20 protein-coding genes are annotated in these 25,792 nt (G+C 59.3%); 5 read left to right on the plus strand and 15 right to left on the minus strand.

The features are described 5' to 3' along the window. The first annotated feature begins 78 nt into the window (after window positions 1-78). A complete protein-coding gene (locus DW003_RS07725) occupies window positions 79-2,523 on the plus strand; it encodes a DEAD/DEAH box helicase (RefSeq protein WP_118388403.1) in 2,445 nt (814 codons plus the stop codon). Between the two features lie 27 nt (window positions 2,524-2,550). Here DW003_RS07725 and DW003_RS07730 read toward each other — a convergent pair whose 3' ends face one another. The 4 genes from DW003_RS07730 to DW003_RS07745 form a co-directional block, all read right to left on the minus strand. After that, window positions 2,551-3,429, minus strand: coding sequence for a spermidine synthase (locus tag DW003_RS07730; protein WP_118388405.1), 879 nt, complete (start codon window positions 3,427-3,429; stop codon window positions 2,551-2,553). Then, window positions 3,430-5,337 (minus strand): elongator complex protein 3, encoded by a 1,908-nt coding sequence (locus DW003_RS07735; protein ID WP_118388407.1) that lies wholly within the window; start codon window positions 5,335-5,337, stop codon window positions 3,430-3,432. It lies immediately after the preceding gene. Between the two features lie 97 nt (window positions 5,338-5,434). Next, a complete protein-coding gene (locus DW003_RS07740) occupies window positions 5,435-6,331 on the minus strand; it encodes a DUF4097 family beta strand repeat-containing protein (RefSeq protein WP_158573206.1) in 897 nt (298 codons plus the stop codon). Beyond that, window positions 6,331-7,053 carry a helix-turn-helix domain-containing protein gene (locus DW003_RS07745; protein WP_118238326.1) on the minus strand — a complete coding sequence of 241 codons (723 nt, stop codon included), beginning with the start codon at window positions 7,051-7,053 and terminating at the stop codon, window positions 6,331-6,333. Before DW003_RS07745 ends, DW003_RS07740 begins: the two co-directional genes overlap by 1 nt. Before the next feature lie 267 nt (window positions 7,054-7,320). On the opposite strand from DW003_RS07745, the gene DW003_RS07750 reads away from it, so the two are divergent. The 3 genes from DW003_RS07750 to DW003_RS07760 all read left to right on the plus strand — a co-directional run bounded on the left by DW003_RS07750 (window position 7,321) and on the right by DW003_RS07760 (window position 12,143). Then, window positions 7,321-8,193, plus strand: coding sequence for a hypothetical protein (locus tag DW003_RS07750; RefSeq protein WP_118388411.1), 873 nt, complete (start codon window positions 7,321-7,323; stop codon window positions 8,191-8,193). A gap of 119 nt (window positions 8,194-8,312) precedes the next feature. After that, on the plus strand, window positions 8,313-9,152 hold the full coding sequence (locus tag DW003_RS07755; protein WP_118388412.1) for a tRNA (guanosine(46)-N(7))-methyltransferase TrmB: 840 nt from the start codon (window positions 8,313-8,315) through the stop codon (window positions 9,150-9,152). A 309-nt stretch (window positions 9,153-9,461) separates the two neighbouring features. Next, entirely contained in the window at window positions 9,462-12,143 is a 2,682-nt protein-coding gene (locus DW003_RS07760) for an RNA helicase (protein ID WP_118388414.1), read from the plus strand. A gap of 80 nt (window positions 12,144-12,223) precedes the next feature. Here DW003_RS07760 and DW003_RS07765 read toward each other — a convergent pair whose 3' ends face one another. The 9 genes from DW003_RS07765 to DW003_RS07800 form a co-directional block, all read right to left on the minus strand. Beyond that, the gene (locus tag DW003_RS07765; RefSeq protein ID WP_118388416.1) at window positions 12,224-13,981 is read right to left on the minus strand and encodes a DUF2130 domain-containing protein; all 1,758 of its coding nucleotides are present in this window, start codon (window positions 13,979-13,981) and stop codon (window positions 12,224-12,226) included. A gap of 139 nt (window positions 13,982-14,120) precedes the next feature. Next, window positions 14,121-14,885 carry a ChbG/HpnK family deacetylase gene (locus tag DW003_RS07770; RefSeq protein ID WP_117765952.1) on the minus strand — a complete coding sequence of 255 codons (765 nt, stop codon included), beginning with the start codon at window positions 14,883-14,885 and terminating at the stop codon, window positions 14,121-14,123. Between the two features lie 77 nt (window positions 14,886-14,962). After that, on the minus strand, window positions 14,963-16,411 hold the full coding sequence (locus DW003_RS07775; protein ID WP_118388418.1) for a PTS transporter subunit EIIC: 1,449 nt from the start codon (window positions 16,409-16,411) through the stop codon (window positions 14,963-14,965). A gap of 339 nt (window positions 16,412-16,750) precedes the next feature. Next, entirely contained in the window at window positions 16,751-17,587 is an 837-nt protein-coding gene (locus DW003_RS07780) for a PRD domain-containing protein (RefSeq protein ID WP_158551187.1), read from the minus strand. Between the two features lie 73 nt (window positions 17,588-17,660). Next, window positions 17,661-18,206, minus strand: a complete 546-nt coding sequence (locus DW003_RS07785; protein WP_233545548.1) for a metallophosphoesterase — start codon at window positions 18,204-18,206, stop codon at window positions 17,661-17,663. Between the two features lie 66 nt (window positions 18,207-18,272). Then, window positions 18,273-18,449, minus strand: coding sequence for a hypothetical protein (locus DW003_RS09945; protein WP_158549357.1), 177 nt, complete (start codon window positions 18,447-18,449; stop codon window positions 18,273-18,275). Window positions 18,450-18,467: 18 nt separating this feature from the next. Continuing rightward, window positions 18,468-18,794, minus strand: coding sequence for an HIRAN domain-containing protein (locus DW003_RS07790; RefSeq protein WP_035137041.1), 327 nt, complete (start codon window positions 18,792-18,794; stop codon window positions 18,468-18,470). A gap of 422 nt (window positions 18,795-19,216) precedes the next feature. Beyond that, entirely contained in the window at window positions 19,217-20,596 is a 1,380-nt protein-coding gene (locus tag DW003_RS07795; RefSeq protein WP_118388422.1) for an aldehyde dehydrogenase, read from the minus strand. Between the two features lie 8 nt (window positions 20,597-20,604). Continuing rightward, window positions 20,605-21,825: an iron-containing alcohol dehydrogenase gene (locus tag DW003_RS07800; RefSeq protein ID WP_118388424.1), complete on the minus strand. Its 1,221-nt coding sequence runs from the start codon at window positions 21,823-21,825 to the stop codon at window positions 20,605-20,607. A 253-nt stretch (window positions 21,826-22,078) separates the two neighbouring features. On the opposite strand from DW003_RS07800, the gene DW003_RS07805 reads away from it, so the two are divergent. Next, on the plus strand, window positions 22,079-22,642 hold the full coding sequence (locus DW003_RS07805) for a ferritin family protein (RefSeq protein WP_070097113.1): 564 nt from the start codon (window positions 22,079-22,081) through the stop codon (window positions 22,640-22,642). A gap of 242 nt (window positions 22,643-22,884) precedes the next feature. Here the strand turns inward: DW003_RS07805 and DW003_RS07810 are convergent, their stop codons facing one another. Further along, window positions 22,885-23,766 carry a hypothetical protein gene (locus DW003_RS07810; RefSeq protein ID WP_147352192.1) on the minus strand — a complete coding sequence of 294 codons (882 nt, stop codon included), beginning with the start codon at window positions 23,764-23,766 and terminating at the stop codon, window positions 22,885-22,887. A gap of 547 nt (window positions 23,767-24,313) precedes the next feature. Beyond that, on the minus strand, window positions 24,314-25,747 hold the full coding sequence (locus tag DW003_RS07815; protein ID WP_118388427.1) for a PLP-dependent aminotransferase family protein: 1,434 nt from the start codon (window positions 25,745-25,747) through the stop codon (window positions 24,314-24,316). Between the last annotated feature and the right edge of the window lie 45 nt (window positions 25,748-25,792).

Genomic DNA, 25,792 nt, shown 5'->3' on the forward strand with positions numbered 1-25,792 from the left:
TCTGGGCAAACGTTGAGACTGTAATGCAGCAAGCCGTTGTCGGCAGCGTTGAGAAATTCGTTTTTGAGAGGAGGCCCCGTGAACGCCTTTGACCGCTACGCCCCGTTTATCCAAGACTTCATCTACTCCCACGATTGGGAGAGCCTGCGCTCCATCCAGGTTGCGGCGGCAGATGCCATCTTCAACACGCAAGACAATGTGCTCCTGACGGCATCCACGGCATCTGGAAAAACTGAGGCGGCCTTCTTTCCCATCCTGACCGAGTTTTGGGAGAACCCGCCCGCGAGCGTGGGCGCCCTCTACATTGGCCCCCTCAAAGCACTCATCAACGACCAGTTCGTTCGCCTCAACGACCTGTGCGAAGAAGCCGATATCCCTGTCTGGCACTGGCACGGCGATGTCTCGCAGTCGCACAAGGCCAAGCTCATCAAAAAACCGAGCGGCATCTTGCAGATTACGCCCGAATCACTCGAGGCGCTCCTGATCCATAAGCACATGGCGATCCCGCGCATGTTTTGCGACCTGCGCTATGTGGTTATCGACGAAGTCCATTCGCTCATGCGCGGCGACCGCGGCGGGCAGACGCTCTGCCTTATCGAGCGTCTCTCACGCATGGCAGGCGTGCAGCCCCGACGCATCGGCCTTTCTGCCACCATCGGCGACCCCGAGCGCACGGGCGCCTTTCTCTCGCAGGGAACGGGGCGCGACTGCGTTATCCCCCGCTTTGAGGAACCGCGCCGCGTGTGGCGCATCTCCATGGAGCACTTCTACAACTCGGGCCCCCAGGCTCAGCAACGAGGATTCGTAGGCACAGGTCCACAAGAAGCCGAGGTGCTTGCTTGCGAGCGTATTGAGACGGCGGCGCCCGCGGCGCTGCCCGCATCCGGACAAGACATGTGCCACAGCGGACAGCTTACACAGGAAGAACACCGTCAACGTCGTGAGCAGGCGCGGGGCAAGGCCGCTCCCAAAGACCGTCGCACTTCCTCGGCCCCCGAGGGCGAAGTCGACATCCCACGAGCGACCGAGCAGGCGCTTCTCAACCCCACCGACACGGCGCCCGACAACGCCGACCCCGGCATGGGCTATATCTTTGAGCATACGCGCGGCCGCAAATGCCTGGTCTTTGCCAACTCGCGCGAGGAGGCAGAGGCCGTGTGCTCCATGCTGCGCAGCTACTGCGAGAGCCGGCACGAGCCCGACCGTTTTCTCATCCATCACGGCAATCTTTCGGCATCGCTACGCGAGACGGCCGAGGAGCTCATGCGCGACGAGGAGCAGACGCAGACAACCGTCACCACCTCTACGTTGGAGCTCGGTATCGATATCGGCCGCCTGGAGCGCGCCTTCCAGATTGACGCGCCGTTTACCGTCAGCTCCTTTTTGCAGCGCATGGGGCGCACAGGCCGTCGCGATCTTCCGCCCGAGATGTGGTTTGTCATGCGCGAGGAAGAGCCCGAGCCGCGCACGATGATGCCCGAAACCATTCCCTGGAAGCTCCTGCAGGGTATCGCGCTCGTACAACTCTATCGCGAGGAAAAGTGGGTCGAGCCACCCGAGCTCGATCGTCTCCCCTACAGCCTGCTCTATCACCAGACTATGTCGACCCTCGCCAGCACCGGCGAGCTCACGCCGGCCGAACTTGCCCAGCGCGTGCTCACGCTCAGCTATTTCCACCGTGTCTCGGCAGACGATTACCGTGTGCTGCTACGTCACCTCATTAAGATCGACCATATCCAGGTCACCGAAGGTGGCGGGCTCATCGTGGGTCTCGCGGGCGAGCGCATCATCAACAACTTTAAGTTCTACGCCGTGTTCCAGGAAAACGAGGAGTTTACCGTCCGGAGCGAATCTGCTGAGCTGGGCACGATCGTTAATCCGCCCCCGCCCGGTGAGCGCATCGCCATCGCCGGACACTGCTGGATTGTCGAGGAAGTGGACTGGAAGCGCCACACTGTCTTTGCCACGCAGGTCAAGGGCCGGGTGCCGGCCTACTTTGGCGACTGCCCCGGCGACATTAACACGCATGTGCTCGAGCGCATGCGCCAAGCGCTCACTGAGCACGCAGTATATCCGTACCTTATGGGTAACGCACGGGCTCGCTTGGCGCAGGCTCGTCATACCGCCGAGATTTCGGGCGCGGGAACTAAGCCGCTCATCAACCTGGGTGGCGACACCTGGGTGCTCTTCCCCTGGTTGGGCAGCTACGCCTTCCTAGCACTCGAGCGCATGCTTAAAATCAAATGCGCCGCTGAGCTGGGCCTTCGCGGACTCGACCCGTCACGCCCGTACTTTATGCAGTTTAAGATGAAGGCCGACGAGGAGACGTTCTTTGAGGTGCTCGCCGCCGAGGCCGAGAAGGACTTCGATCCCATCGAGCTCGTCTATCCTGGCGAGGTGCCTTACTTTGACCGCTACGACGAGTTTGTTCCCGAAGAGCTCGTGCGCAAGGGCTTTGCCGAAGGCGTGCTCGACATAGAGGGCATGAAGCAGCGCGTTCACGGCTGGCGCGACCACGCCTAAGACCAGTCTTTTTTGGGACGGGGAGACTTACTTGTCGTGAAGGACGGTGCCGAGGAAGTCGGTGTCGAAGGGCACGGCTTCGGCAAAGGCGTAGTCGCCGTCGCTGGCGATGAGCAGGTAGTTTTCCTCGCCGCTGAACTTCGCATCGCCACATGGGACCACCCAGGCGTGGACGAATACCTCGAGCGCCGTGGCAGCGCAGTCGCGAAGGAACGTCACATCGCTCCCCTCGTTTGCGCTCACGATATTGGCCACGTAGATACCCCCGGGGTTCAGGCTGCCCCGCACCAGGCGCAGCGCCTCAACGGTCGCCAGCTCGCGCACGGGCTCGGCACCGCCAAAGCAATCGCTCACGACCACGTCGTAGCGACGATGGCCCACGCTCGTCACACCCAGATACGAGCGAGCCTCAGCGGTAATCACCCGCAGGCGATCGCCCACCGCGTGCTCCAGTTCATCCAGATAGAACCAACGGCGCGCCAAGCGCGTTATCTCTCCGTCATACTCGATGACGTCCATGCGCAGGACCTTGTGCGACATCAGCGCAAACTTGGGATAGGCAAACCCGCCGCCACCTAGCATAAGCATACGGTTGATACCGTGACCATAAGCGTCGCGCATCACATCCTCGGCCTCAAACACGTCGTCAAACGCGCGATAGTACGCAAAGACGGGCTCCGCCCAGCGCTCGCCAACGTAGCTTGCGCTTTGGTAGACGCCGCCTTGCACCAACACACGAATCTCATCGCCGCCCTCATCGTGCACGCGTTTCACACGCGCCAACCCATTGCGAGTTCGCGCAACCTGCAGACAGGCAGCGCGAACAGCGACGGCAGCCGCACCAAGCGCCGCGGCTCCCAGGGCAACGCCGGCAACGACGCCAGCAGAAACACTCGGCTTGTTCATCTAGAGCTCCTTTTGCAGATAGAGTCCGCGGTCGTAAAAACCCAAATGGCGATAGTACTCGCGCGTACCGATCGCGCTAATCACGTTGATGTGCGTATACCCCGCGTCCCGAGCAATATGGCACGCACGCTCCACGAGCAGACGCCCCAGACCGTGATGCTGAGCCGCCTGACCTTGATCCCCCACGCGTGCCGCCATGCCATACACGTGCACCTCGCGAATCATCGCCTCGTCCGGTGTCGTCGGCAACTCGTCCGCATGCGCGGCAACAAACGCGCGGTCGGGTAGCGACAGGCGCAAAAAGCCTGCGATCTTGCCCTGCGGCGTCACCCACTGCAAAAAGCGCTCACGCGTCACCGGCGTCTCGTACACCACCTCCTCGTCAAGGGTCAACTCATCCAGGTCGGCACCCGCGGTACTGATCTCGCGATAGCGGATCTCGCGCACCGTCGCGCCTTCTCCACGAGCCGCCAAGCGGTTCTCGACGAGCTGACGCAGGTTGGGCTTCTTGTTGCCCACCATAATGTCGTCGGAACTAAAGTCGCGAATCATGCGGCTGATACGACAGAACGCCGGCGTCACCACGATGTCGTCGGCCAGCACGTCGAGCAGCTCCTCCTCGGTATAGGGACGCCACTCGCCGCGCTCATAACAGCCCACCAGGCGCGAACCCTCGATGAGCGCGCACGGGTAAACCTTGACCTCGTCGGGCATAAAGGCCCCTTCGGTCATAAAGCGCTCGTAGTCGCGCTTGTCCACCTCGGGCGTAGCACCCAGCAAATTGAGCATAAAGTGCGCGTGGATCTTAAAGCCAAATAGGCGCGCAAGCGAAAACGCCCGCTCGATCTGTGCCACCGTAATACGGCGCTCGTTGATGTCGAGCAGGTGCTGGTCAAGGCTTTGGATGCCCATCTGAATCTTGGTGCAGCCCAGACGACGAATGAGCGTGAGCGCCTGTGGCGTCACGGCATCGGGGCGCGTCTCGATAACGAGTCCCACCACGCGATGCTTCGCCGTCTCGTTGATGTGCTGCTGACGCTCAAGCTCCTCCATCGTTGCCGTCTGCCACTCGGTGACCTCGCCCCACGGCGTACCGGGGCCGTACAGACGACGCACCGCACGGTTATAGCCTCCCACGGCAGCATCCACACGTCCCTGCTCGTCGGCAACATCTGCTGCAAGCTCAGCCTCGTCTGTCGCAATGCCGGCAACTCGATAGCGCTCGCGACGCTCTGTTACCACCGGCGGCAGGGCATCGGCGGGAGCGTCATCGAGCAGGCGCCCCGCCTCGGCACGGCTGATGCCCGGACGCGCCAACATGGGGTTGGCCGCCACGCCGGCGACGGCATCGTCATTGAGCGCACGGAAAAGTTCCGACATAAACCACGTCTGATACCCTTGCGGATAGTCGCTCCAGGTACCACCGAGCACGATGAGCTCTATCTTGTCGGTCGCATGCCCCATCTGCGAAAGCGCGGTCAGGCGAGCGCTCACTTGCAGATACGGGTCGAAGCAATTTTGCTCCGCACGGGCGCATGCCGGCTCGGCGTGCAGATAGCTCTTGGGCATGCGCAGGTCGTTGGGGCAAAACAGGCAATCGCCCGAGCACGGCCAGGGCTTGGTGATGACGGTAATGGTCGCTACGCCCGAAGCCGTGCGGCGAGGCTTCATGCGTAGCACTTGCAGCAACTGCCGTTCCAGTTCGGCGTCGACATTCCACCCAGCCCAACGAGCCGGCTCATCACGTTTAACCCGCTGGTAGAACGGCAGCAGACGGCGCTTGGCCAGATCTCGTTTGTCGGCACCCTCACGGCGCGCCTCGGCATGTATCAGTTTGACGAGCGCCTTGTCGTCCACGGTCTCACCGCGACGCAGAGCCTCGAGTATGTTCAAAATAATCTGTTCCATGCCCCCATTGTAAAGGCAAAGGCGCCGGAGCCAGTCACGGCCCCGGCGCCTCCATCAAAGAGCATGCCTATATGCACCGATCTCCGAAAACCGCATGTCACTCCGGATCGAACGACATGTCGCCCGAACCGACCTTAAAACGATACGTGGCAGACTTATCACCGTTGTCGAATTCAAGATTCAATATGGTCTCGCCATCGTAGCCAAGCGGAAGGAAATCGCTCTCGAAGTCACCGCTGCCCACGGTGAGGCTCGCCTTAAAGCCCGTAGAGTTCGGAACCGTTATCTCCACATCGCCCGAGTCCACGCTTACGTCCATCGACTTCGCGGGGGCCTGGTAGAGCTCGAACGCCACATCGCCCGAACCGACCTCGGCATCCAAGGTGTCGGTTACGGTGCCCGCAAACTCAACGTCTCCCGAGTCCAACGTCAATTCGAAGTCGTGACATGCAATGTCCGCGACCGTCAGTTCTCCCGACCCCACCCTCGCCGTAATGCCGACCAGGTTATCCGCAACATCCCGCGGCAGCTCGATGGTGACCGAACGATCGATAGCGCGCTCGTCATCGCAGTCGAACTGGCTAATCGTGAGTGTAGAACCCTTGACCTCGGCCAGATTCTGAGTGGCAGCATCGTAGGTAGCTACCCCCTTTGCAACACGACCGCTCTCGATGACACGCACCTGCCCGCCGGAAACGCACTTGATCTCAACCTCACCCGATGTCACATCCAGGTCAAGGGACTGGAATGAGTCGGCATCAAACGTTTCGCTCGAAAGCTGCCGAGACTGAGCGGAATAGTTACCGCCATCCAAAGAATCGTCCCCGTCAACCACATCGTCCATACCGGACAAACCGGATGCAATATCGCCGAGATCCCACGGGCCATCAAAATGAATCAAAGTCCGCGAAATACCAAAGACAAGTCCGATGATGAGCACGAACGCTCCGATGCCAACGCCCAAGCGTACCTTGGATTCATGCGAAAGCTTCATCATTCATCACCCTCTTTGGCGATCGGGTCAGCGGTAGTCGCGGTAGCCACGCCAGCATCAACCGCAGCGGAAGCATCCTGCACCTGAGTCCTAGCCGTCACCGGTGCCGAACCAACCTGAATATCCCCGCGCGCCCAATCACCATCGAGTGCACGCGCCACCCAGTGATAGATGGGAATCGTAAAGAAGATCAGCGCGGCAAAGGGGCCGGCACCAAACGGGAACATCAGCAAAAAGAACAGCAGCCAACACACAGCCCAATACGGGAACGACTGGAACGGGCCCTTCACCGGAGTCGAGCCAACCGCACCGCCACTCGTCGCCTGCGCCGTAGCGGCATTGGCGGCCTGTGCACTCCAGCTTGCCGCTTGCGCCGCCTTGGCCGCAGCATCACTCGCCTGCGTTGCCGCCTCGGTAGCGCGTGCCGCCGCCTCGTGGGTACGGGCACGCTCCGCCGCCTCGGCCTCGCGCTGACGGGCGCGGTCCTCGTTCTCAAACTCGATATCGTCCTCAATCTCATCGCTCGGATTGAGCAGCTCATCCAGACTCACACCATAGAGCTTGGCGAGCGAAATCAGGTTCTCGGTATCGGGCGAGCTCTCCGCGCGCTCCCATTTACTGACCGCTTGGCGTGACAGTCCCAGCTTTCGCGCCAATCCTTCTTGGCTAAAGCCCTTGCTGCGGCGAAGGTCGGCGAGCCGCTGAGCAGTTTCTACATTCATGGTTCCTCCTATGCGATGCCAGCCGTGCCGCCGGACCGTTTTTGTTCTTAAGGCGCCTTGCACAGTTAAAAATCTATCCGCCACCGCCAAAATCATGCTACCTATTCTAGTGAGATTTTTGACAACCGGCGGTTGCGGGCACATATGAGCTGCGGAAATGTGTCCAAACAAAGCAATGACCCACAGCTCGGTTGTCCCCGTTGCGGCGTTAACGGTAGTATGGTCGTACTGTTTATTCCGCACCGCCATCGGAGGGAGTTCCGCGCCGTGAACCGCGATTTCGCATCATCGCTCATCCAGCTCAACAACACGTTCTATCGCGAACACTCCGCCTCCTTTTCCGATACGCGGCAGGCCCCGTGGCCCGGCTGGGTGCGCACCATGGACATCGCGCTCGGGCAGCTCGAAGTCGCCACGATCGAGCATCCCGTCCGCGTCTTCGATCTTGCCTGCGGCAATATGCGATTCGAGAACTTTGCCGCCGGCGGCGCACTTGCCGCCAAGGGCGTCGATGGCGCAAACCCCTCGGCAGACGCCAGCTGCCCGTTTGAGTTCTATGGTGTTGACTCGTGTCAGGATTTGGCTATCGATGCGCACGGTCACGCCCTGCGCATTCCCAACCTGCACTTCCAGGAACTCGACGTGCTCGATGCCCTTATGAAGCTCAACCCCGCCGAGACACCCGACGTGCTTTTCGACGCCCCGCTCGCCGACATCTCGGTCTGCTTTGGATTTATGCACCACGTGCCGTCGTGCGAGTACCGCGTACGCGTGCTCGACGCTCTGGTGCGCCAGACGCGCCCAGGCGGCATCATCGCCATCAGCTTTTGGGAGTTTATGAACGACGAGCGCATGGCGCGCAAAGCCGTTCGCGCCGAGGCCCGCGCCGAGCTCACCCCGCCGTTTGAGGGTTACGATTCCGCGCAGTTTGAAGCCGGTGACCACCTCATTGGCTGGCAAAACGACCGCCACGCCTACCGCTATTGCCATCACTTTGACGATCAGCAGATCACCGACCTGGTGCGCGGTGTCCGCACGTTCTACAAGAGCGGCGAGGTCCCCGTGCGCGAGCTTGAGCGTTTCCATGCCGACGGTCGCAGCGGCGAGCTCAACCGCTATGTGATTCTCAAGCGCCTGTAGGTATCGGCGACTCGCCGCCGAGCCGCACCGCATCTTTCGGGCAAACCATGCCCACCCTTTTTCAACCCATTGACGGAACGCGCCTGCAATGTGTTCCATACGTATGACCAAGGAGCCTCATGGGAGCCGTCCACGTTCGCACACCTAAGAACTTTGTGCTCGAGGAGCGCCTGGAGCGCTACGCCAATGCGATTGAGACGAACCCCGAGTCTTATGCCGGGAATTGGCGCGAAGCCTGCGCGCCAGCCGGCGGCGCACCCTTCACCCGCCTTCATCTGGATCTGGGCTGCGGCAAAGGCACCTATCTGGTTGAGCAAGCTCGCCGCGAGCCAAACACGCTCTTTATCGGCATGGACCAGGAGCCCATCTGCATCGCCTATGCCGCACAGAAAATCTGCGAGCAGGGGCTGTCCAACGCACTCGTCCTGCCCCGAGGTGCCGCATCGCTGCCGCAGCTATTTGCCGCAGGCGAGCTCGATGCCATCACCATCAACTTTCCCACGCCGCAGCCCAAGGCCAAGTACGCCAAAAAGCGACTCGTCCATGTCGACCACCTAATGCTGTACCGTCCGCTCTTTTCAGCCGGTGCCACCGTCACACTGCGAACCGACAGTAAGCCATTGCGCGACTACGCCTTGGGGCAGTTTGCCGCGGCCGGCTACGATACACTTTGGGTAAGTGACGACGTTCGCCGCGACCATCCCGAGCATCCCGAGACCGAATACGAGCAGCGCACCCGCGATATGGGTGCCGTCGTCTATGGCATTTGCGCCACACCCGGCGCGCAGCCCACCGACGAACAGCTCACAGCGGGTCGCATGCAGGAGCAAAGTCTTGCCTGCTACCTGCCCGATAACCTCGATGAGCTCACCTACGTGCCCCTCGGCATGGAAGAGGCCGTCGAGAACTTTAAAAACCGCGCCCGCAAGGGCAAGAAGCGCTTACCGCAGGAGTCCTAGGGGCTTCTGATGGTCGCGGCATCGGCAGACAAGCGCAAATAAGCGCCAGCGAACGATCCTCAGACCTAAGTGAGTAGACTTTTTAGCAATAGCCAAGCACAACCCGCATAGCGAAAACTAAAACCGCAGGTAGAGCCCTTGCGTAAAAACCATGTGCTCGCGATATCGCAAAAAGTCTACTCACTTAGCTGGCGACTGCACCAAACGGCTGGGCAGAACGCCCATTTCCTGCATTTTCCCGCGCGCTAGCACCCCGCGCCGCCGCTACGCCATAATGGATGGCGAACAAACGCGAGAGAAAGCAACCACATGGCACAGACCACGACAGATACCGCCGCCAGCACCGTCTCGGGCGCCGGCGCCGCCAGCTCATTCTCGGGCGGCACGGGAACCGAGGCCGAGTTCGGCTCGCTCGGCGCGCTCTCCCCCACCTGGTGGGAGCCCGAAGACGGCAGTGAGCCCGAACCGTGGCTCACGCCCGATCAGGCCTTCGAACGCTTCTTTGAATGGACGAGCAATCGCGGCATTGAGCTGTGGGATCACCAAGAAGAGGCCCTCATGGATCTAGCCGCCGGTGACCATGTCATTTTGGGAACACCGACCGGATCGGGCAAGTCGCTTGTCGCGCTGGGCATGCTCTTTATGGGCATGGCGCAGGGCAAACGTTGCTATTACACGGCCCCTATCAAGGCCCTGGTCAGCGAAAAGTTCTTCGATCTGGTACAGGTGCTCGGCCGCGATAACGTCGGTATGATCACCGGCGACACGCATATCAATACCAAAGCGCCCGTCATCTGCTGCACGGCAGAGATCCTTGCCAACGACGCACTGCGCGAGGGCGAAGATGCCGATGTTGGCTGCGTCGCCATGGACGAGTTCCACTACTTTGCCGACCCCGATCGCGGTTGGGCCTGGCAGGTGCCGCTGCTCACCCTGCCTCACACGCAATTCATGCTCATGAGCGCCACACTCGGCGATGTCACTGCCATCGCCGCCTCACTTGAGGAGCACACCGGCGCAACCTGCGACTTGGTTGTCGACGCCCCGCGTCCGGTTCCGCTGAGTTATGACTATGTGACGACCTCCCTCGAGGGCACGGTCGAGCTCGCAATGCGCCGCGGCGAGGCCCCGCTCTACATCGTGCACTTTAGCCAGGACGCCGCACTTGCGACGGCGCAATCCCTCGCCAACTTTGGTATTGCCAGCAAGGAGCAGCGTGGGGCCATCAAGGAGGCGGCCAAGGGCACGAGCTTCTCGACGGCCTTTGGCAAAATTCTTAAGCGCTTGCTCGGATGCGGCGTCGGCGTGCACCATGCTGGCATGTTGCCGCGCTATCGTCTGCTGGTCGAGCGCTTGGCACAACAGGGCCTGTTGCCCGTCATCTGCGGCACCGATACGCTCGGCGTCGGCATCAACGTGCCCATCCATACCGTGGTGCTCACCGCGCTCACCAAGTTCGACGGCTACAAGATGCGTCGTCTGCGCGCCCGCGAGTTTCATCAGATTGCCGGTCGCGCCGGCCGCTCGGGCTTCGATACCGAGGGCATGGTGATTGCCGAGGCACCCGAGCACGAGATCGAGAATGCCAAGCTCATGGCCAAGGCGGGCGACGACCCCAAGAAGCTCCGCAAGATTAAAAAGAAGAAGGCCCCCGAGGGCTTTGTCACCTGGAACAAGCAGACCTTTGAGCGCCTGATCGAGACGCAGCCCGAAACGCTCAAGCCGCGCCTTCGCATCACACACTCCATGGTGATTAGCGTGGTCGAACAGGGTGGCGACGCCCGTGCCCGCGTGCACGACCTCATCGAGACGAGCCTGCAAACGCCCGAGGAAAAGGCAAAGCTCGAGGTTCGCGCCGACGAAATCTTCGCCACGCTCATCGATTCCGGTGTCGTCGTTCGCACCGAGGTGCCGCCCGCACCCGACGCTCCGGCTGACGCCGCGCCGGACATCGACTACGCGCTGACGGTCGACCTGCCCGAGGACTTTGCGCTCGATCAGCCGCTCTCGCCGTTCTTGCTCGCCGCGTTGGAGCTGCTCGATCCCGAGAGCGAGACCTATACCATGGATTTAATCTCAATGGTCGAGGCGACGCTCGAAGATCCCAAGCAAGTGCTGCGTGCGCAGGAGCGTGCCGCACGCGATCGAGCTATGGCCGAGATGAAGGCCGACGGCATCGAGTATGAGGAGCGTCTGGAGCGCATTCAAGACGTCACGTACGAAAAGCCGCTCGAGGATTTGCTCGACGCCGCTTTTGACAAGTACTGCCAGGAAGTACCCTGGGCAAACGACTACCAGCTCTCTCCCAAGAGCGTCCTGCGCGATATGCTGGAAAGCGCGAGCGATTTTAAGGGCTACATTCAAAAGCTCGGCATCGCCCGCTCCGAGGGCATTTTGCTGCGCTACCTGGCAGAGGCTTACCGTTCGCTCGACCGCACCGTACCCATCGAGAAGCGCGACGAGCGCCTGCGCGACATTATCTCGTGGCTGGGCTTTGTGGTGCGCTCGGTCGACTCGAGCTTGGTAGACGAGTGGGAAAACGCTGGCAACCCGGCAGCCCTCGACGCCACGCCGCCGCAGGGCATCGACGAGGTCGTGGCGGACCGCCGCGGCTGCACGCTGTTGGTGCGCAACGCGCTCTTCCGCCGCGTGACCCTTGCCACCCGCGAGCACGTTCGCGACCTGGGCGAGCTCGACGACGACTGGGGCATGAGCGAGATCCGCTGGCAAAAAGCACTCGACGCTTACCACGAGCAGCACGAGGAAATCCTCACCGACGGAGATGCCCGCAGCGCCGCGATGTTCTCCATCGACGAGTCCGACGAGAAGACCGCGCACGTATGGCACGTGCACCAGATCTTTGCCGACGAGGATGGCGACCACGATTTTGGCATCATGGGCGATGTCGATCTGGACGCCACGCAAGACGGCGGCGAGGTAATCTTCAAGAACTACCGTGTCGGCTTTATCGAGGACCTGCTCGAGGACTAGCCGGGCGCAATGGGACGAAACAAAGCGGGGTCGCTGGCAACATCGCCAGCGGCCCCGCTTTTTGCGCGATACGCTATCCCCTACTCGGCATCCTCGACCTCATACGAATCCGCCTCGGCTGGCTCATCGTTCGTCTCTGTCGCGGCCCCGCGCGCCTCGTCAAACGCTGCTTTCATGGTCTTGTTGCCCCACGTGAGCTTGCGAATGGTAAGATCGTCGGCTTTCTTGTTGGCAAGGCGCAGATTGTTCTCGGAGGACAGCAACGCCTCCTTGGTTTTCTGCAGATGGCTAATCGTCTTGTCGATCTCATCGATTGCCGTTTGGAACTTGCGGCTCGCGATCTCGTAGTTGCGGCCGAAATCGTTCTTGAACTTCTCCATCTTGGCTTCGAAGTTCGTGACATCGATATTCTGCTGCTTGTACTCCGCCAGCTCCTGCTTATAGCGAAGCGAACCCATGGCGGCATTGCGCAGCAGCGTAATGATGGGAATGAAGAACTGCGGGCGAATCACATACATCTTCTCGTAGCGATAGCTCACGTCCACGATTCCCGCGTTGTAGAGCTCGCTCTCGGGCTCGAGCAGCGTGCAGAGCACCGCGTACTCACAGCTTTTCTGGCGACGATCGTGATCGAGTTTCTTAAAGAAGTCCTCGTTTTTATGCTTGGTCGCGGTCTCGTCATTCTCGTTTTTCATCTCGAACATAATTGAGATGACCTCGTTGCCGCTCGCGTCGCACTCGCGGAAGATAAAGTCGCCCTTGGTGCCCTCGGACGCATCGTTATCTTTCTCGAAGTACGCATTGGGAAACGCCGTCATGCGCAGACGGTTGAACTCGGTCTCGCAGTGCTGCTCGAGCGACTCGCCCACCATCTTGGTGGACAGGCGAACCTTCATATCCTTAAGGCGCTCGATCTCTTCATCCTTGTAGCGAATCAGATCATCGCTCGCACGTTTGGCCTGCGCAAGCTCGAGCTCGTGTGCCGCCTTGGCCTGTTCCTCGCGCGAATCGCGCACTGCCAGCTCGCTCGTCAGTTTGGCACGCGCCTCATCACGCTCACGCTCCGCCGCGGCGACCGCCTCAGACAGGCTCATTTTTGCCATCAGCTCCTGCTCGCGCAGCTTCGCACGCAGACCCTCGGCCTCCTGCTCAGACTGAGCCCTTGCGGCGGAAAACTTCTCTTGCACCTTCGCGCGATAGTCAGTAAGCGCGCGCTCGGCCTCGCTGCGAGCGGCATCGAGCTCACGCTGCGACTCTGCCGCGGCAGCGGCAAGCGCCATCTCCTGGGCCTTGTCCGCCGCGGCGAGCCTGGCCTGCAGCTCGGCAATCTGAGCGTCGCGCGCGGACAGGTCGTTTTGAGCAGCATTGCGTGCCGCCGCCTCGGCAAGCCTGGCTTCATCATCTTTGCGCTCCAACTGCGCACGTAAATTGTCGATCTCGCGCTGAAGCTCGGCATTCTCCTTTTGAGCATCGGAACGGGCCTCAACCGCCGCGCGCTGACTTGCACTCTCGCGCTCTGCGGCAGCGCCTTCGAGCTTGGCGCGCAGCTCGGCAAGCTCAGCGTCGCGCTTGGCAACCTCTTGCGCCAGCTGCTGAGCTGCAGCATTCTTCTGCTCGACAAGCTGAGCGTCGCGCTGAGACTCTGCCTTTTGCAAAGCAGCCGTCGAGCGCGAGCGCTCAAGCTCCAGTGCCTGCTCGCCCTCGCGCTGGACCGCCTTCACGCGCTCATCCAGGTCGCGCGAGAACTCGGCATCGCGCACCTGCTTGACGATATCCGCATAACCGGACGCATCGACCTTAAAAACTTCGCCGCAATGCGGGCACTTGATCTCGTTCATGGCAGCTCCTCGATGGACGCAAATTTCAACCGCCTACACTCTACCGCGCCGCACGGACAAAAAAGACGCCGCCGCCATAATGGCAACGGCGCCAGAACCACCACAAAGGCGACTGTCCCCTTTGTGGTGACTTGGGTCCTTACAGGTCGCGGTAGTCGATCAGGCGAAGATCAGGTTGAGACTCAAGCCAAGTGCGAAGCTCGGGGTCAATCAGCGCATCGACTTCCTTGGTGCGGTCGGTCGTGAGCGAGCTGTTCTCCAAGATAAAACGATCGAGATAGCCCGGATGGCACACAAAGACGACCGTCTCGCCGTCCACCATCTCGCGAACCGTCTGCATGATTGCCTCTTTGGGCTCGTAGCCCGGCTCCATCGAGCGCATCACCATGCGCAGATCAGTATCTCCGCAATGCACCACAGCCGCGGGGTCGAAGCTCGCCTTTTGCTCCTTAAGGCCCAGCTCCTGAGCAACCGCCGAGATCGCTCGGTTAAGGTTTTTGCTCATGACGGCATGGGCCTCAAAGTAATCGGGCTCGCGGCCCACGATCTCGACAAAGCGGTCATGCTGCGCGCGGATCTCGATGCAGGCCTCGTCGAAGTCTATCAACTCCTCGCCGCGCTTAAAATGATCGCGGAAGGTACGGCTGCTATGGAACTCGCCGTTCTCGTTGAGCATGCTCGGAATGAGCGCCGGGTCGGCACACGGCTTGCCCAGGCACACGTTGGTATGCTGACCCACCGCAATGCCGACATCCGCCACGAGCGACCAGCCACGCTCGGCCTCGGGCATATTGGGCATAAGTCCCGCCGAGCGCACCAGGCCCTCATTGATACTGCGGGCAATCCCCAGGTTAACGGCATACGAATAACCGATATCGTCGGCACGAATGAGCAATTGCTTCATATTGACCCCCATCTACGGAAAGGGACACTTGAAGCGCAGCCAAGTGCCCCAGATAATTGTCCTACCGAACGGATGCTTTAGGCTTTGGCGGCAGCAGCGTCTTCGTCGAGCTGCTCCTTGGTAAAGCCAAAGAAGTAGGCGATGGCAGCGGCGGCAACAAATGCAGTGCCCGATGCAACGCAGCCCCATACGAGATTAGCAGTTCCGCCTGCAACATAACCTGTAATACCTAGGATATTAGTTGCGCCCAAAACATACGTGGTCACATTAGTGAGAGCCGCGATCAGGCCGCCGATAGCGCCGCCCGCGACCATGGCACCCAGGCAGCGAGTATACTTAAAGCCGCAGCCATACAGCGCGGGCTCCGTCACGCCACCGACAATGCCGGAGAGCGAGAAACCAAGCATAGCGCCCTTTTCGTCGACCTCCTTAAGGCGCAGGAAGGCACCGAAGGCCATGCCCCACGTGGCGAACTGAGCGATAGCACCCGCGACCATAACGCAGGAGTCAGACCCTGAGGTGAGCACCTGCACAATGCCGAGGGCAATCAGAACCTGGTGCATACCGGTCATAACCAGGAACTCCCAAAGCGCGGCAATGGCGACGAGGGAGAGGATCGTGACGATGCCGCCAGCGTTTCCGAGGCCGAACATAAAGTTGCCGACCAGGTCGCCCAGAATGGAACCAATCGGAGCTAGGGCGCACAGGGAAACGGGGGTCATCACAGCCATGGTGCACACGGGCACAAACACCGTGGAGAGCATGTCGGGGATGATCTTCTTCATGAACTTCTCGACGACCATCAGCACCGGCATAGACAGCAGCATGGGAAGCACGGTCGCAGAATAGTTGTTCAGCTGAGCCGGGAGCACGCCGTAAACCATCGTGGTCGTAGCACCAGAATCCGCAGCGGCGTTGACCAACGTCATGAACTCGGGGGCAATGAGCACGCCGCCGAGCATCATGCCGAGCGGCTGGCTGCAGCCGAGCTGCTTTGCGGCAGCCCAACCCAGATAGACAGGGAGGAAATAATAGCCGGCGTTGTAAATCCAGTTGTAGAAGAAGTTGTAGATGTCAGAATCTGCAGACCAGATACCGAGCATGCCGTCGCCGCAAAGTACGGCAAGTGTGCGGAACATGGCGGCGCCCATGATAATGGGGATCGTCATGCACATTGTCTTGGACAGGTAGTTAAGGGCCTTCTTGCCCGCAGTCTTGACCGTCAGTGGCTCCTTGGTGCCGTCATCGAGGTTCTCGTCAATGGAGCCTTCGCCCTTGACGCCCAGCGCAATGGCGGCGTCATAGACCTTCGGCACGTTCTGGCCAATGATGACCTGATACTGGCCGCCAGACCACTGTGCACCCAGCACGCCCTTGATCTTCTTTACTTCATCGTCATTGGGAATGGACTGATCCTTGAGGTTCAGACGCAGGCGGGTCATGCAGTGCGTCGCGTTCGTCACATTGGAGGCGCCGCCGACGGCAGCAAGCACGTCCTCGGCAATCTTCTTGTTATCGACAGCCATGTCGAATCCCTTCTCTTCCAACTAAAGGCCGTGGGACTTCACGGCACCAAGACGCACAATTCCGCTCGCGCCTGCGCAGCGCGCGACATCAGTTGGCAAGAGATTGATTTGCATGTGATTCCCGGGTGGATCGACATGAAAAAGCCCCGCGCACAACCGACAGAGACCCAATTATGGCCTCGGCAGAATCGGTAGTGCCTCTCGGAGCTGCGCCGTGAGTAACACCCAACACACGGGGAGTATATGCGGCAGATGCGTTCGTTGCGGCTCAGATTACCGACGAACGGTAGCAAACGACCCGCGAACGGTCGCCATGACGGAAAGGAAATACCAGAGAGCCTATTTATCCGAGTGGACAGAAGCCACGCGATTCACATGCATGATCAGATAGACGAGCTCCTCTTGGGCCAATGGCTCGCCAAAGGTCTCTTGAATCAGATCGTCGACACGGTGAGCGCAACGCGATGCCGCCGGATACTGCTCCACGAGCACGTCGTAAAGACCGGAGTTCTCGGTATCGATCGGCTCTTTCTTTGCCACGCGGTCGAGCAGATAGCGCACATGAGTGGCAAAGCGGGCAAAGGCGAACGACGAGCGATCGACCGTCACACCCAACTCTTCTTGAATAATCGCGACCGTCATATCGAGCAGTCGCTCCTCGTGCTGCTCGGCAAGCACGCGCCGCTCGCTCGGCTTAACCGATGCGTTGACAATCGACATGGCAATGCCCGCGGCCTCGCTTCGGGGCATGCGCACATGAAAGCTCTTCTGGATACCGCGAACAGCCAGCTCGCCCAAGCGGTATTCGATGGGATGCAGCTGCTCAAGATCGCGCTCAAGCGGCAACGACACCACCATGTGTTCGCGGGCACGCTTAATGGCAAACTGAATATGGTCTGCCAATGTAATGGGAAGGTTAGGACTCAATTCGTACGAAAGCTGTCCGGTCGCGATATCGGCCAGCTGAGCAGAAAACTCCAGCACCTCGGGGTCGACCTCATCGATAAACGCCAGGTACTTTGAATCGATGCCGTAAAAGGTACGCGTGATGACATCCAGGTCGACCTCATGCGGCATATCGCCAAAGCCGATACCACGACCCAGCGCGATAAGTTGACGCCCCGCGCCATCTTCGCAGATGGCAGCGTTGTGGTTAATGCGCTGGATAGCCCTCATGGAATCATCGCTCCTACTAAAACGCGCCGTGCAGACCATCCGCGCGGCGCGTTCATTCTACCCGCACTTACAGCTAGAGTCCAAAGAAGCCCAGGATCTGGTCGCGGCTAACGGGCTTGTAATCGTTGGCATCGAGACCGACATCATAGCGAAAGATAGGGCGCTCGCGATCGCGGTTGCGCGCGTTGGTGCGGTCTCCCCTGCTGTGGATATGCCCGTGCAGCATGATGGCGCCGCGCGCCTTGCCATTCCAGCTGAGCATGGGGTAATGGCTCATAACTAGACGATGGCCCTTGGCATAGCCGGGAGCAATCTCCAGGTAATCGCGTACCTCATCCCAAATCTGCGGTACGTCGGGATCTTCCCAATCACCGTCATGGTTGCCACGGATGAGCGTTATGTTCTGGCATTCGATTCGTTTACGCAGGCGCACCGCTTCCGCCATGGGCAATCGATACGTAAAGTCCCCCAGGATATAGAGGAGGTCGTTCGCAGCCACGCACTCGTTGATGACATCGATGACCTTGCGGTTCATCTCCTCGACCGAATCAAACGGCCGATCCATATCGTGCAAGATATTCGTATCGCCCAGGTGCAGGTCGGCGGTAAACCACATCATCGTCTCTGTCCTCATTTCGCAACGCGTCTAACACGTGCCTAGTATACAGACGCAGCGATGCGACAGTTACCCAAAGAGCCCGCCGAACAGACCTCGGCGGCGCTTGTCCTTTTTATTCGAACCTTTATCCTGGGTGTTCTTATCCTTTTGCTTTTTGCGATCCTGCTCCAGCTCATCGTCATCGAGCAGCATATCCCACTCAAACGGATCGTCCGTCAAATCGAACAGGTCGTCGTCAAACATGGCAGCCTCCATTGCCGACTAGCGAGCATCCACCACATAGAGCCCAACGCGCACCTGATGCCACGGGCTGCGCTCGGGGGCAACCTGTTGCACACGGGCCTCAAATACGTCCTCGTGGCCGTAATACATCATCAAGGACAGTGGGCCGACCTCGTTTCCTGGAACGTAGCCAAGTTTGGTCTTGCCATAGTAGATCGCAACTGCCTCGGGGTCATGAGGATTATCGCGCTCGGCACACAGCGTCAGTTTATCGCCCGCTTTAAGATCGCCTAGGACCAAAGCGCCGTCGGCATATTGAAATCCTGCGATGTGAAACGACAGAAGAACACGTGAAGGCTCGTACATAGCAACTCCCCTAACGGCCGAATAAACCGGCACTTAACCTTACTGAGAAGCTTACGGGCCCGTGCGGACAAAATTTCACCCGCTCGCACCTTTCGCCCATTTGCCGCAACGCTTGCGAGACAGAGCGCTTGCAGATAAGATAGAGGCACGGATGGCACCCGTTGCAGAGGGTCTTGCCAACTCCAGTGCACGTTTACATCGTGAGAAGTGGCCGTCTTCGCTTACGCGGGGGCGGCTATTTCATTCGGCCGATAAACAGGCCGAGTTCGATAGCCGCGATTAACAACGCCAGTAACGAAATAACATCGCTTACGTTCATACCAATTCCCTTCTAAAGGGAGTTGGCCCATCCGTACCCCATAGCAGTAGTCTAACGTAAATGGCAGGTAATAGGAACATTTGTTCGTATTACCTGCCACTTTCTAATGCACGAACATGCGCACGAACTTGTGCTTCCAGCTCTCATAAGGGGCGTAGCGGAACGGCACGTCCAGCCACGTTGCCTTGTTCACGATGCTCTTCTTGTGGCTAAACGTATCGAAGCTCTCGCGGCCATGGTACTGGCCCATACCGCTCGCACCCATGCCGCCGAAGCCCATATGGCTCGTAGCCAAGTGCATGATCGTGTCGTTAACGCAGCCGCCGCCAAAGGGCACGTAGCGCACAAAGCGTTGCTGAGCCGCATGGTCCTGGCTAAAGATATACAGAGCTAGCGGCGTCGGACGATCTGCAATAAACGCCTCGGCCTCATCCAGGCTCTCAAACGTCAGCACCGGCAAGATGGGACCGAAAATCTCTTCCTGCATCACGGCGTCCTCAGGCGCCACGCCGTCTAGGATCGTCGGCTCAATCTTGAGCGACGACTCGCGCGCCGTGCCTCCCAGCACAACCTTGTCGGGGTCGATCAGCCCGCGCACGCGCGCAAAATGCTTGGCGTTGACGATATGACCGTAATCCTCGTTGTCGAGCGGATGCTCGCCAAACATGCGACGAGTCTCCTCCCTGATGAGGCCCAACAGCTCATCGTGTACGCGCGTATCGACCAGCAGGTAGTCGGGCGCCACGCAGGTCTGCCCCACGTTGAGCCATTTACCAAAGGCGATGCGCCGTGCCGCGACTTTTAAGTTTGCCGTGGCATCCACAATGCAGGGGCTCTTTCCGCCCAGCTCAAGCGTCACGGGCGTCAGGTTTTTACTTGCGCGCTCCATGACGAGCTTGCCGACCGGAACGCTACCGGTAAAGAAAATCTTGTCCCAGCTCTCGTCGAGCAGCGCCTCATTCTCGGCACGCCCGCCTTCGACGACCGTCACCAGGCGCGGATCAAATGCTTCCTCGCAAATCTGCCTGAGCACCGCGCTCGATGCCGGAGCATAGGCACTCGGCTTGATGACCACGGTATTGCCCGCGGCAAGGGCGCCGGCAAGCGGCTCGAGCGTTAGCAAAAACGGGTAGTTCCAGGGCGCCATAATGAGCGTGACGCCATAGGGCACGGCTTGCGTTTTGCACACACTCACGGCGTTGGCGAGGTCACACGGACGCAGGCACGGACGGCTCCATCGAGCCACATGCGCAATCTGATGACGAATCTCGGAAAGCGAGGTGCCGATCTCACACATATAGGCCTCGTCATGCGACTTTCCCAAATCGGTCTTGAGCGCATGGGCAATATCGGTCTCGTGTGCCCGCACCGCCTCGCGCAGGCGCACGAGGGCGCGACGTCGAGCATCGACATCAAACGTGGCGCGCGTCTTAAAGTAGGCGCGCTGTTCGCCGACAATGCGCGCGATTTCCTCGGTGTTCATGGGCCCTCCTAGTTCTCATCCTCAAACATACCACCCGCGACGACCTCGTACATACGCTCGAGCTCCAAACGGTCCATCAAAAGTGGAACGGGGTATAGCGGATTGGCCTCGGCATCGGCATGGGCCGCCATTTGCGGAATATCGGAGCGGCGAATGCCCGTCACATATTTGGGAATGCCCAAGGCGGCATTCATGCGGTCGACCCAATCGATAAAGGCCTCGGCCGCAAGACTGTCCTGCGCGTTAGCCGGCGCGATACCGGCCATGCGAGCAAGATCGGCAAGCTTGGGGGCGGCGGCGTCACCATAAGCGCAAAGCATGTGCGGCAGGATGATCGCGTTGGCCAAACCGTGCGGAATTCCGTATCGGCCGCCCAGACTGTGCGCGATGGCATGCACGTATCCGACATAGGAGCGGGTAAATGCAACACCCGCTTTATACGCCGCCGAAAGCATATTGCGACGAGCGCGCATGTCGTCGCCATGCTCATAAGCCTCGGGCAAATTGTCGTGGATGAGCTGGACCGCCTGACGCGCCATCTTGCGCGTGTAGGGCGTGGTGCTACGGCCGATAAAGGCCTCGACGGCATGCGTCAGGGCATCCATGCCCGTCTGCCCCGTAATGGAGGCGGGCAGGCCGCGTGTAAACTCGGGGTCGTGCACCGCAAAGCGCGGGATAAGCACAAAGTCGTTAATGGGGTACTTGTAGTGCGTCTCGTCATCGGTGATAACCGCCGCGAGTGTGACTTCGCTTCCCGTGCCTGCCGTGGTAGGGACGGCAATGAGCAGCGGCAGGCGACGATGAATCCGCAGCAGGCCGCGCATCTTGTTGATGGGCTTGTTTGGCTGCGCAATACGTGCGCCCACGCCCTTGGCGCAGTCCATGGCTGATCCTCCGCCAAAGCCGATAATGGCCCGGCAGGCGCTCTCTCGGTACAGGGACGCCGCTTCCTCCACGTTTGAGACCGTGGGGTTTGCACGCGTTTCGGCATAGACCGAAACGCCAATCCCCTTGGATGCGAGCGCCGTCTCGAGCGGTGCCGTGAGCCCCAGACGGGCAATGCCGGGATCCGTCACGATAAGGACCTTCTGGATCGAGCGCTTTTGAAGCACCGCGGGCACATCCTCGGCATGCTCTAAAATGCGTGGCTCGGTATAGGGCAGGATTGGCAATGCAATGCGAAAAACCGTCTGATATGTTCGGCACCAGGCACGACGGGCTAGATGCATAAAGGAAACTCCTTCATTTGTTGATAGGTCAACATTTGCTCGCCCGATTGTACTCAGCGGCGTCCGTATATGACTTGCAAACCGTTAATCAATCAACATCTTCATATCTCAAAATTATTTTATTAAAAATCATTCCTAATAGGCTTCACATTTGGTTGCATTTATGGATAATAGAACTCGTCAAGACGCACGTCCGGAGAGGGCCCTTACGGGACCGGACGAGCGCACCATCGCCATCGATCGAAAGGATCGAATCATGAAGTTTGTTTGCCCCGTTTGCGGTTATGTGGAAGAGTTCGACGGCGACCAGCTGCCCGAGGATTTCAAGTGCCCCCAGTGCGGCGTTCCCGGCTCTCGCTTCCTGAAGCAGGAGGAGGGCCAGCTCGAGTGGGCTGCCGAGCACGTCGTGGGCGTCGCCAAGATGGAGGGCGTCTCCGAGGACATCGTTGCCGATCTGCGCGCCAACTTTGAGGGCGAGTGCTCTGAGGTCGGTATGTACCTGGCCATGGCTCGCGTCGCTCATCGCGAGGGCTATCCCGAGATCGGCCTGTACTGGGAGAAGGCTGCCCACGAGGAGGCCGAGCACGCCGCCAAGTTCGCTGAGCTCCTGGGCGAGGTCGTGACCGACTCCACCAAGAAGAACCTCGAAATGCGCGTTGAGGCCGAGAACGGCGCCACCGCCGGCAAGACCGATCTTGCCAAGCGCGCCAAGGCCGCTGGCCTCGATGCCATTCACGACACCGTGCACGAGATGGCTCGCGACGAGGCTCGCCACGGCAAGGCTTTCGCCGGCCTGCTCAAGCGCTACTTTGGCTAAGCCAGCAGCCTGAGAGATAATCTCTAGCTTCATAAGGCCCGGACTGCATGGTTCGGGCCTTTTTTCGTGTCTCGAGAACTCGTAAACGCCCTGAAATAGAGCTATCTTCGGCATCGGTCTCTCGTCAAAAACTAAGTGAGTAGACTTTTCGAAACTTGCCGAGCAGACCATCCGTATTGCTTTATAAAGTCACAGGTAAATGACTTGTTTCAAAACGGCCTGGTCGCCAAAGTGCCAAAAGCCTACTCACTTAGAACCGCAGCCGTCCACGATCGAGCTGTTTTGTGTCTAACGGGCATCTTTCCGTCAATTACTCCCAATTTTGTCCAGTCAACGAATAGTTCAGACCGGAGTAATGTCTCAGCCCTTTGCTCATCTGAGCTTTTATCACGATATTCAGCATCGAGCATCCTGCATATGGCCTTAACGATCGCATGGAATCTATCCTTATCGGATATCTGCCCATGTGTCAGGAGAAGCACATCGTAGCCCATAGCCTGAAGCGCCGTCATGCGATCGGCGTCACGCAAGCCGTCCCCTGCGCGCCCGTGCGAGGCCTTTCCCTGACATTCAATGGCCACCTGTCGCGCTCCGTCCGGCGAAGACAGAAGCAGGTCGATAAAGACGCGGGACTTTCCCGCAATCGCTCGAGCACTTGCACCTAGCCTCACTTCGACATTGAGCTCTATGCCGCAAAAACCTTCGCCTCCCAGGGATCGCGGCAGTGCAAGTAGCAAATACGCCTCGACCTCAAAAGGCGACGCGGCACCCAATGGAACGAGTTGCGATACCGCTATAAATCTATTGCCGTAACGCATCCCGCAAACATCTGAACAAAAACGGTCAAGGTCTCCGCCCAAAACCAAAGCGTCTCGACGCCATAAATTTGAGGCGGTGCCGTCCTCGGACGGGCAGCGCACCCAACCGAACGTTGTCGAAATCGCGCCCGAATCAATTGCACGCGAAAGCTCCGCCTCAAGTGCCGCCGGCAGGGCGCACACCGCAAACAAGCCACACATCTCCGCCAATACCAAAAGAAGCTGAAGATCCGTCAGATGCCGCAACATGATGAATGCCGTCAGTAGAGGAGACGTAATCAAAAACCCATGCTCCGTTTCCAGCACGGATTCCCCGGGAAGCTCACCAAGAAACAGCCGCTGCCTCATGCCGGCAGGGCAAGTCCGCTTGTTTCTCGTTCGAACCAACGTATACAACGGAAAGCCGAGCGCAACCTTAGCCGTCGGGTTGCGGGCGAGATCATATCGCTGCCGGTCTTCTTCCGGTCGTGGAAGAGGCGGACACAAAGCGCGGACTTGAGGAGGCAAACGCCAGTACCTAAAAGCCGATATATCACAAAGTAGATCTTTCATAGGCACAGGAAAACACGGATTTCAACCCAGTCAGTCACGCATTGGCGCGAACGCACCAAAAATGGCGCCGAACGGACTGCCGAGTTTTCAACATCCCTCCCCAACTGGCCAAAAGCTTGCCAAGAGCTGGACGAAGCCCTGTTGAAAACCCCATTTTTTTTCTCATGCAGGAGCTTTGCGCGGCAAGTGAGTAGACTTTTTTGAACATCCCGATCAGGCCGGTCATCCTGCTTTTCAAAACCGCAGGTAGATAGCTTGTTACAAAACTGCCTGGTCGCCAAAGTGCTAAAAGTCTACTCACTTAGGTTGCAGAGTGCCCCCCCATTAGCTGCAATTCCAAGGTAGTTAGTACTTTTGGACTCAGATCGTCATACTGAACAAGAATTTGAGTTGAGTTTTCAGGGACAGATGCGCCATCGGCACACCAAAAACAGCCACCGATATCGATAAAAGGGATGCTCGAGCGCGTGAGGGCCCGTGCAAAAGTGCTTCCGCCCATTCCACGCTCCGCAACCACGATACAGTAAAGGCCCGCGTCTGCATGCTCGATCGAGACTTCCCCTGCCGGAAACGTTTTCCGTACAAGCGCCGCCAGGCCATCACGCGCCCCACGAGCACGAACGCGCACGCGGTTCACATGTCGCTCGTAATCACCCGATTCCAGCAAACGCGCCAAGGCAACCTGATCAACAGAACTTACCGACGAGGCGTAGAAACCAAGGTTGCGTTTAAACCTCTCCATTAGTTCATCGGGCAGCACCATGTACGCCAAACGTAACGCCGATGAAAGGCTCTTCGAAAACGTGTTGGTGTAGATAACCGACTGGGCGGCATCGATCGACGCGAGCGCGGGAATCGGCTTGCCGGCAAGGCGAAACTCACAATCAAAGTCATCTTCGATGAGATACCGACCTGGCCGCTCGGCGGCCCAGCTCAGCAGCGCATAGCGACGCGCAATGCTCGTCACAAGACCGGTCGGATACTGATGAGACGGCATCAGGTGAAGGACATCGGTCCCGGTTTTCTGCAGCGCGCTCAAGTCCACGCCCTCAGCATCCAACGGGACATGCCGCACTTCGCAACCCATGACCTGATAGATGCGCGTCAAGCGCAAATAGCCTGGATCCTCGACGGCATACACCTTGTCCGCGCCAAGCAACTGAACCAACATGGTATCGAGCAGCTGGGCGCCCGCACCGATAACGATGTTGTCGGGGTCGACATTCATGCCCCTTGTCCCGCGCAGATGGTGAGCAATTGCGCGTCGTAGCCGAGCGGTGCCCTGTGCCGGCGCGGTCGAAAAGATTTCGCGTTCGTCTTCGGATGCCAGCGTCGCCCGTAGCGCGCTTTGCCAAAGCCGCGCCGCCTCCAAAGCGGAAGGAGAGAGCGCATCGAATCGCTCGACCTGTCCGTTGACATCATACGCGCTGGGGCCCACGGAGGCGTCATCTCGGTCGATGCCCTCCGCAGCCGAAGCCAAAACCGGTGCATCGGGAAGCTCGCACGCGTAGTAACCACGGCGCGGCTTTGAGCAAATATAGCCCTCGGCAAGCAACTGGCTATATGCATTTTCGATTGTAATGACACTAATTCCCAGATGACTGGCAAAGGCTCGCTTAGACGGCAGATGTTCCCCCGCCGCAATACGTCCAGCAACGATATCATCTCGAATTTGCTGGTAAACATACTCATAAAGCGATGCCTCGCCGCGGTTTTCCAAATTGTAGTCAAGCATGAATTTGTCACCTGACCTTATTAAGTCATTCAATCTGGTATTAGT

The sequence above is a fragment of the Collinsella sp. AF36-3AT genome (genome assembly GCF_003475205.1).
Lineage (GTDB): Bacteria > Actinomycetota > Coriobacteriia > Coriobacteriales > Coriobacteriaceae > Collinsella > Collinsella aerofaciens_AF.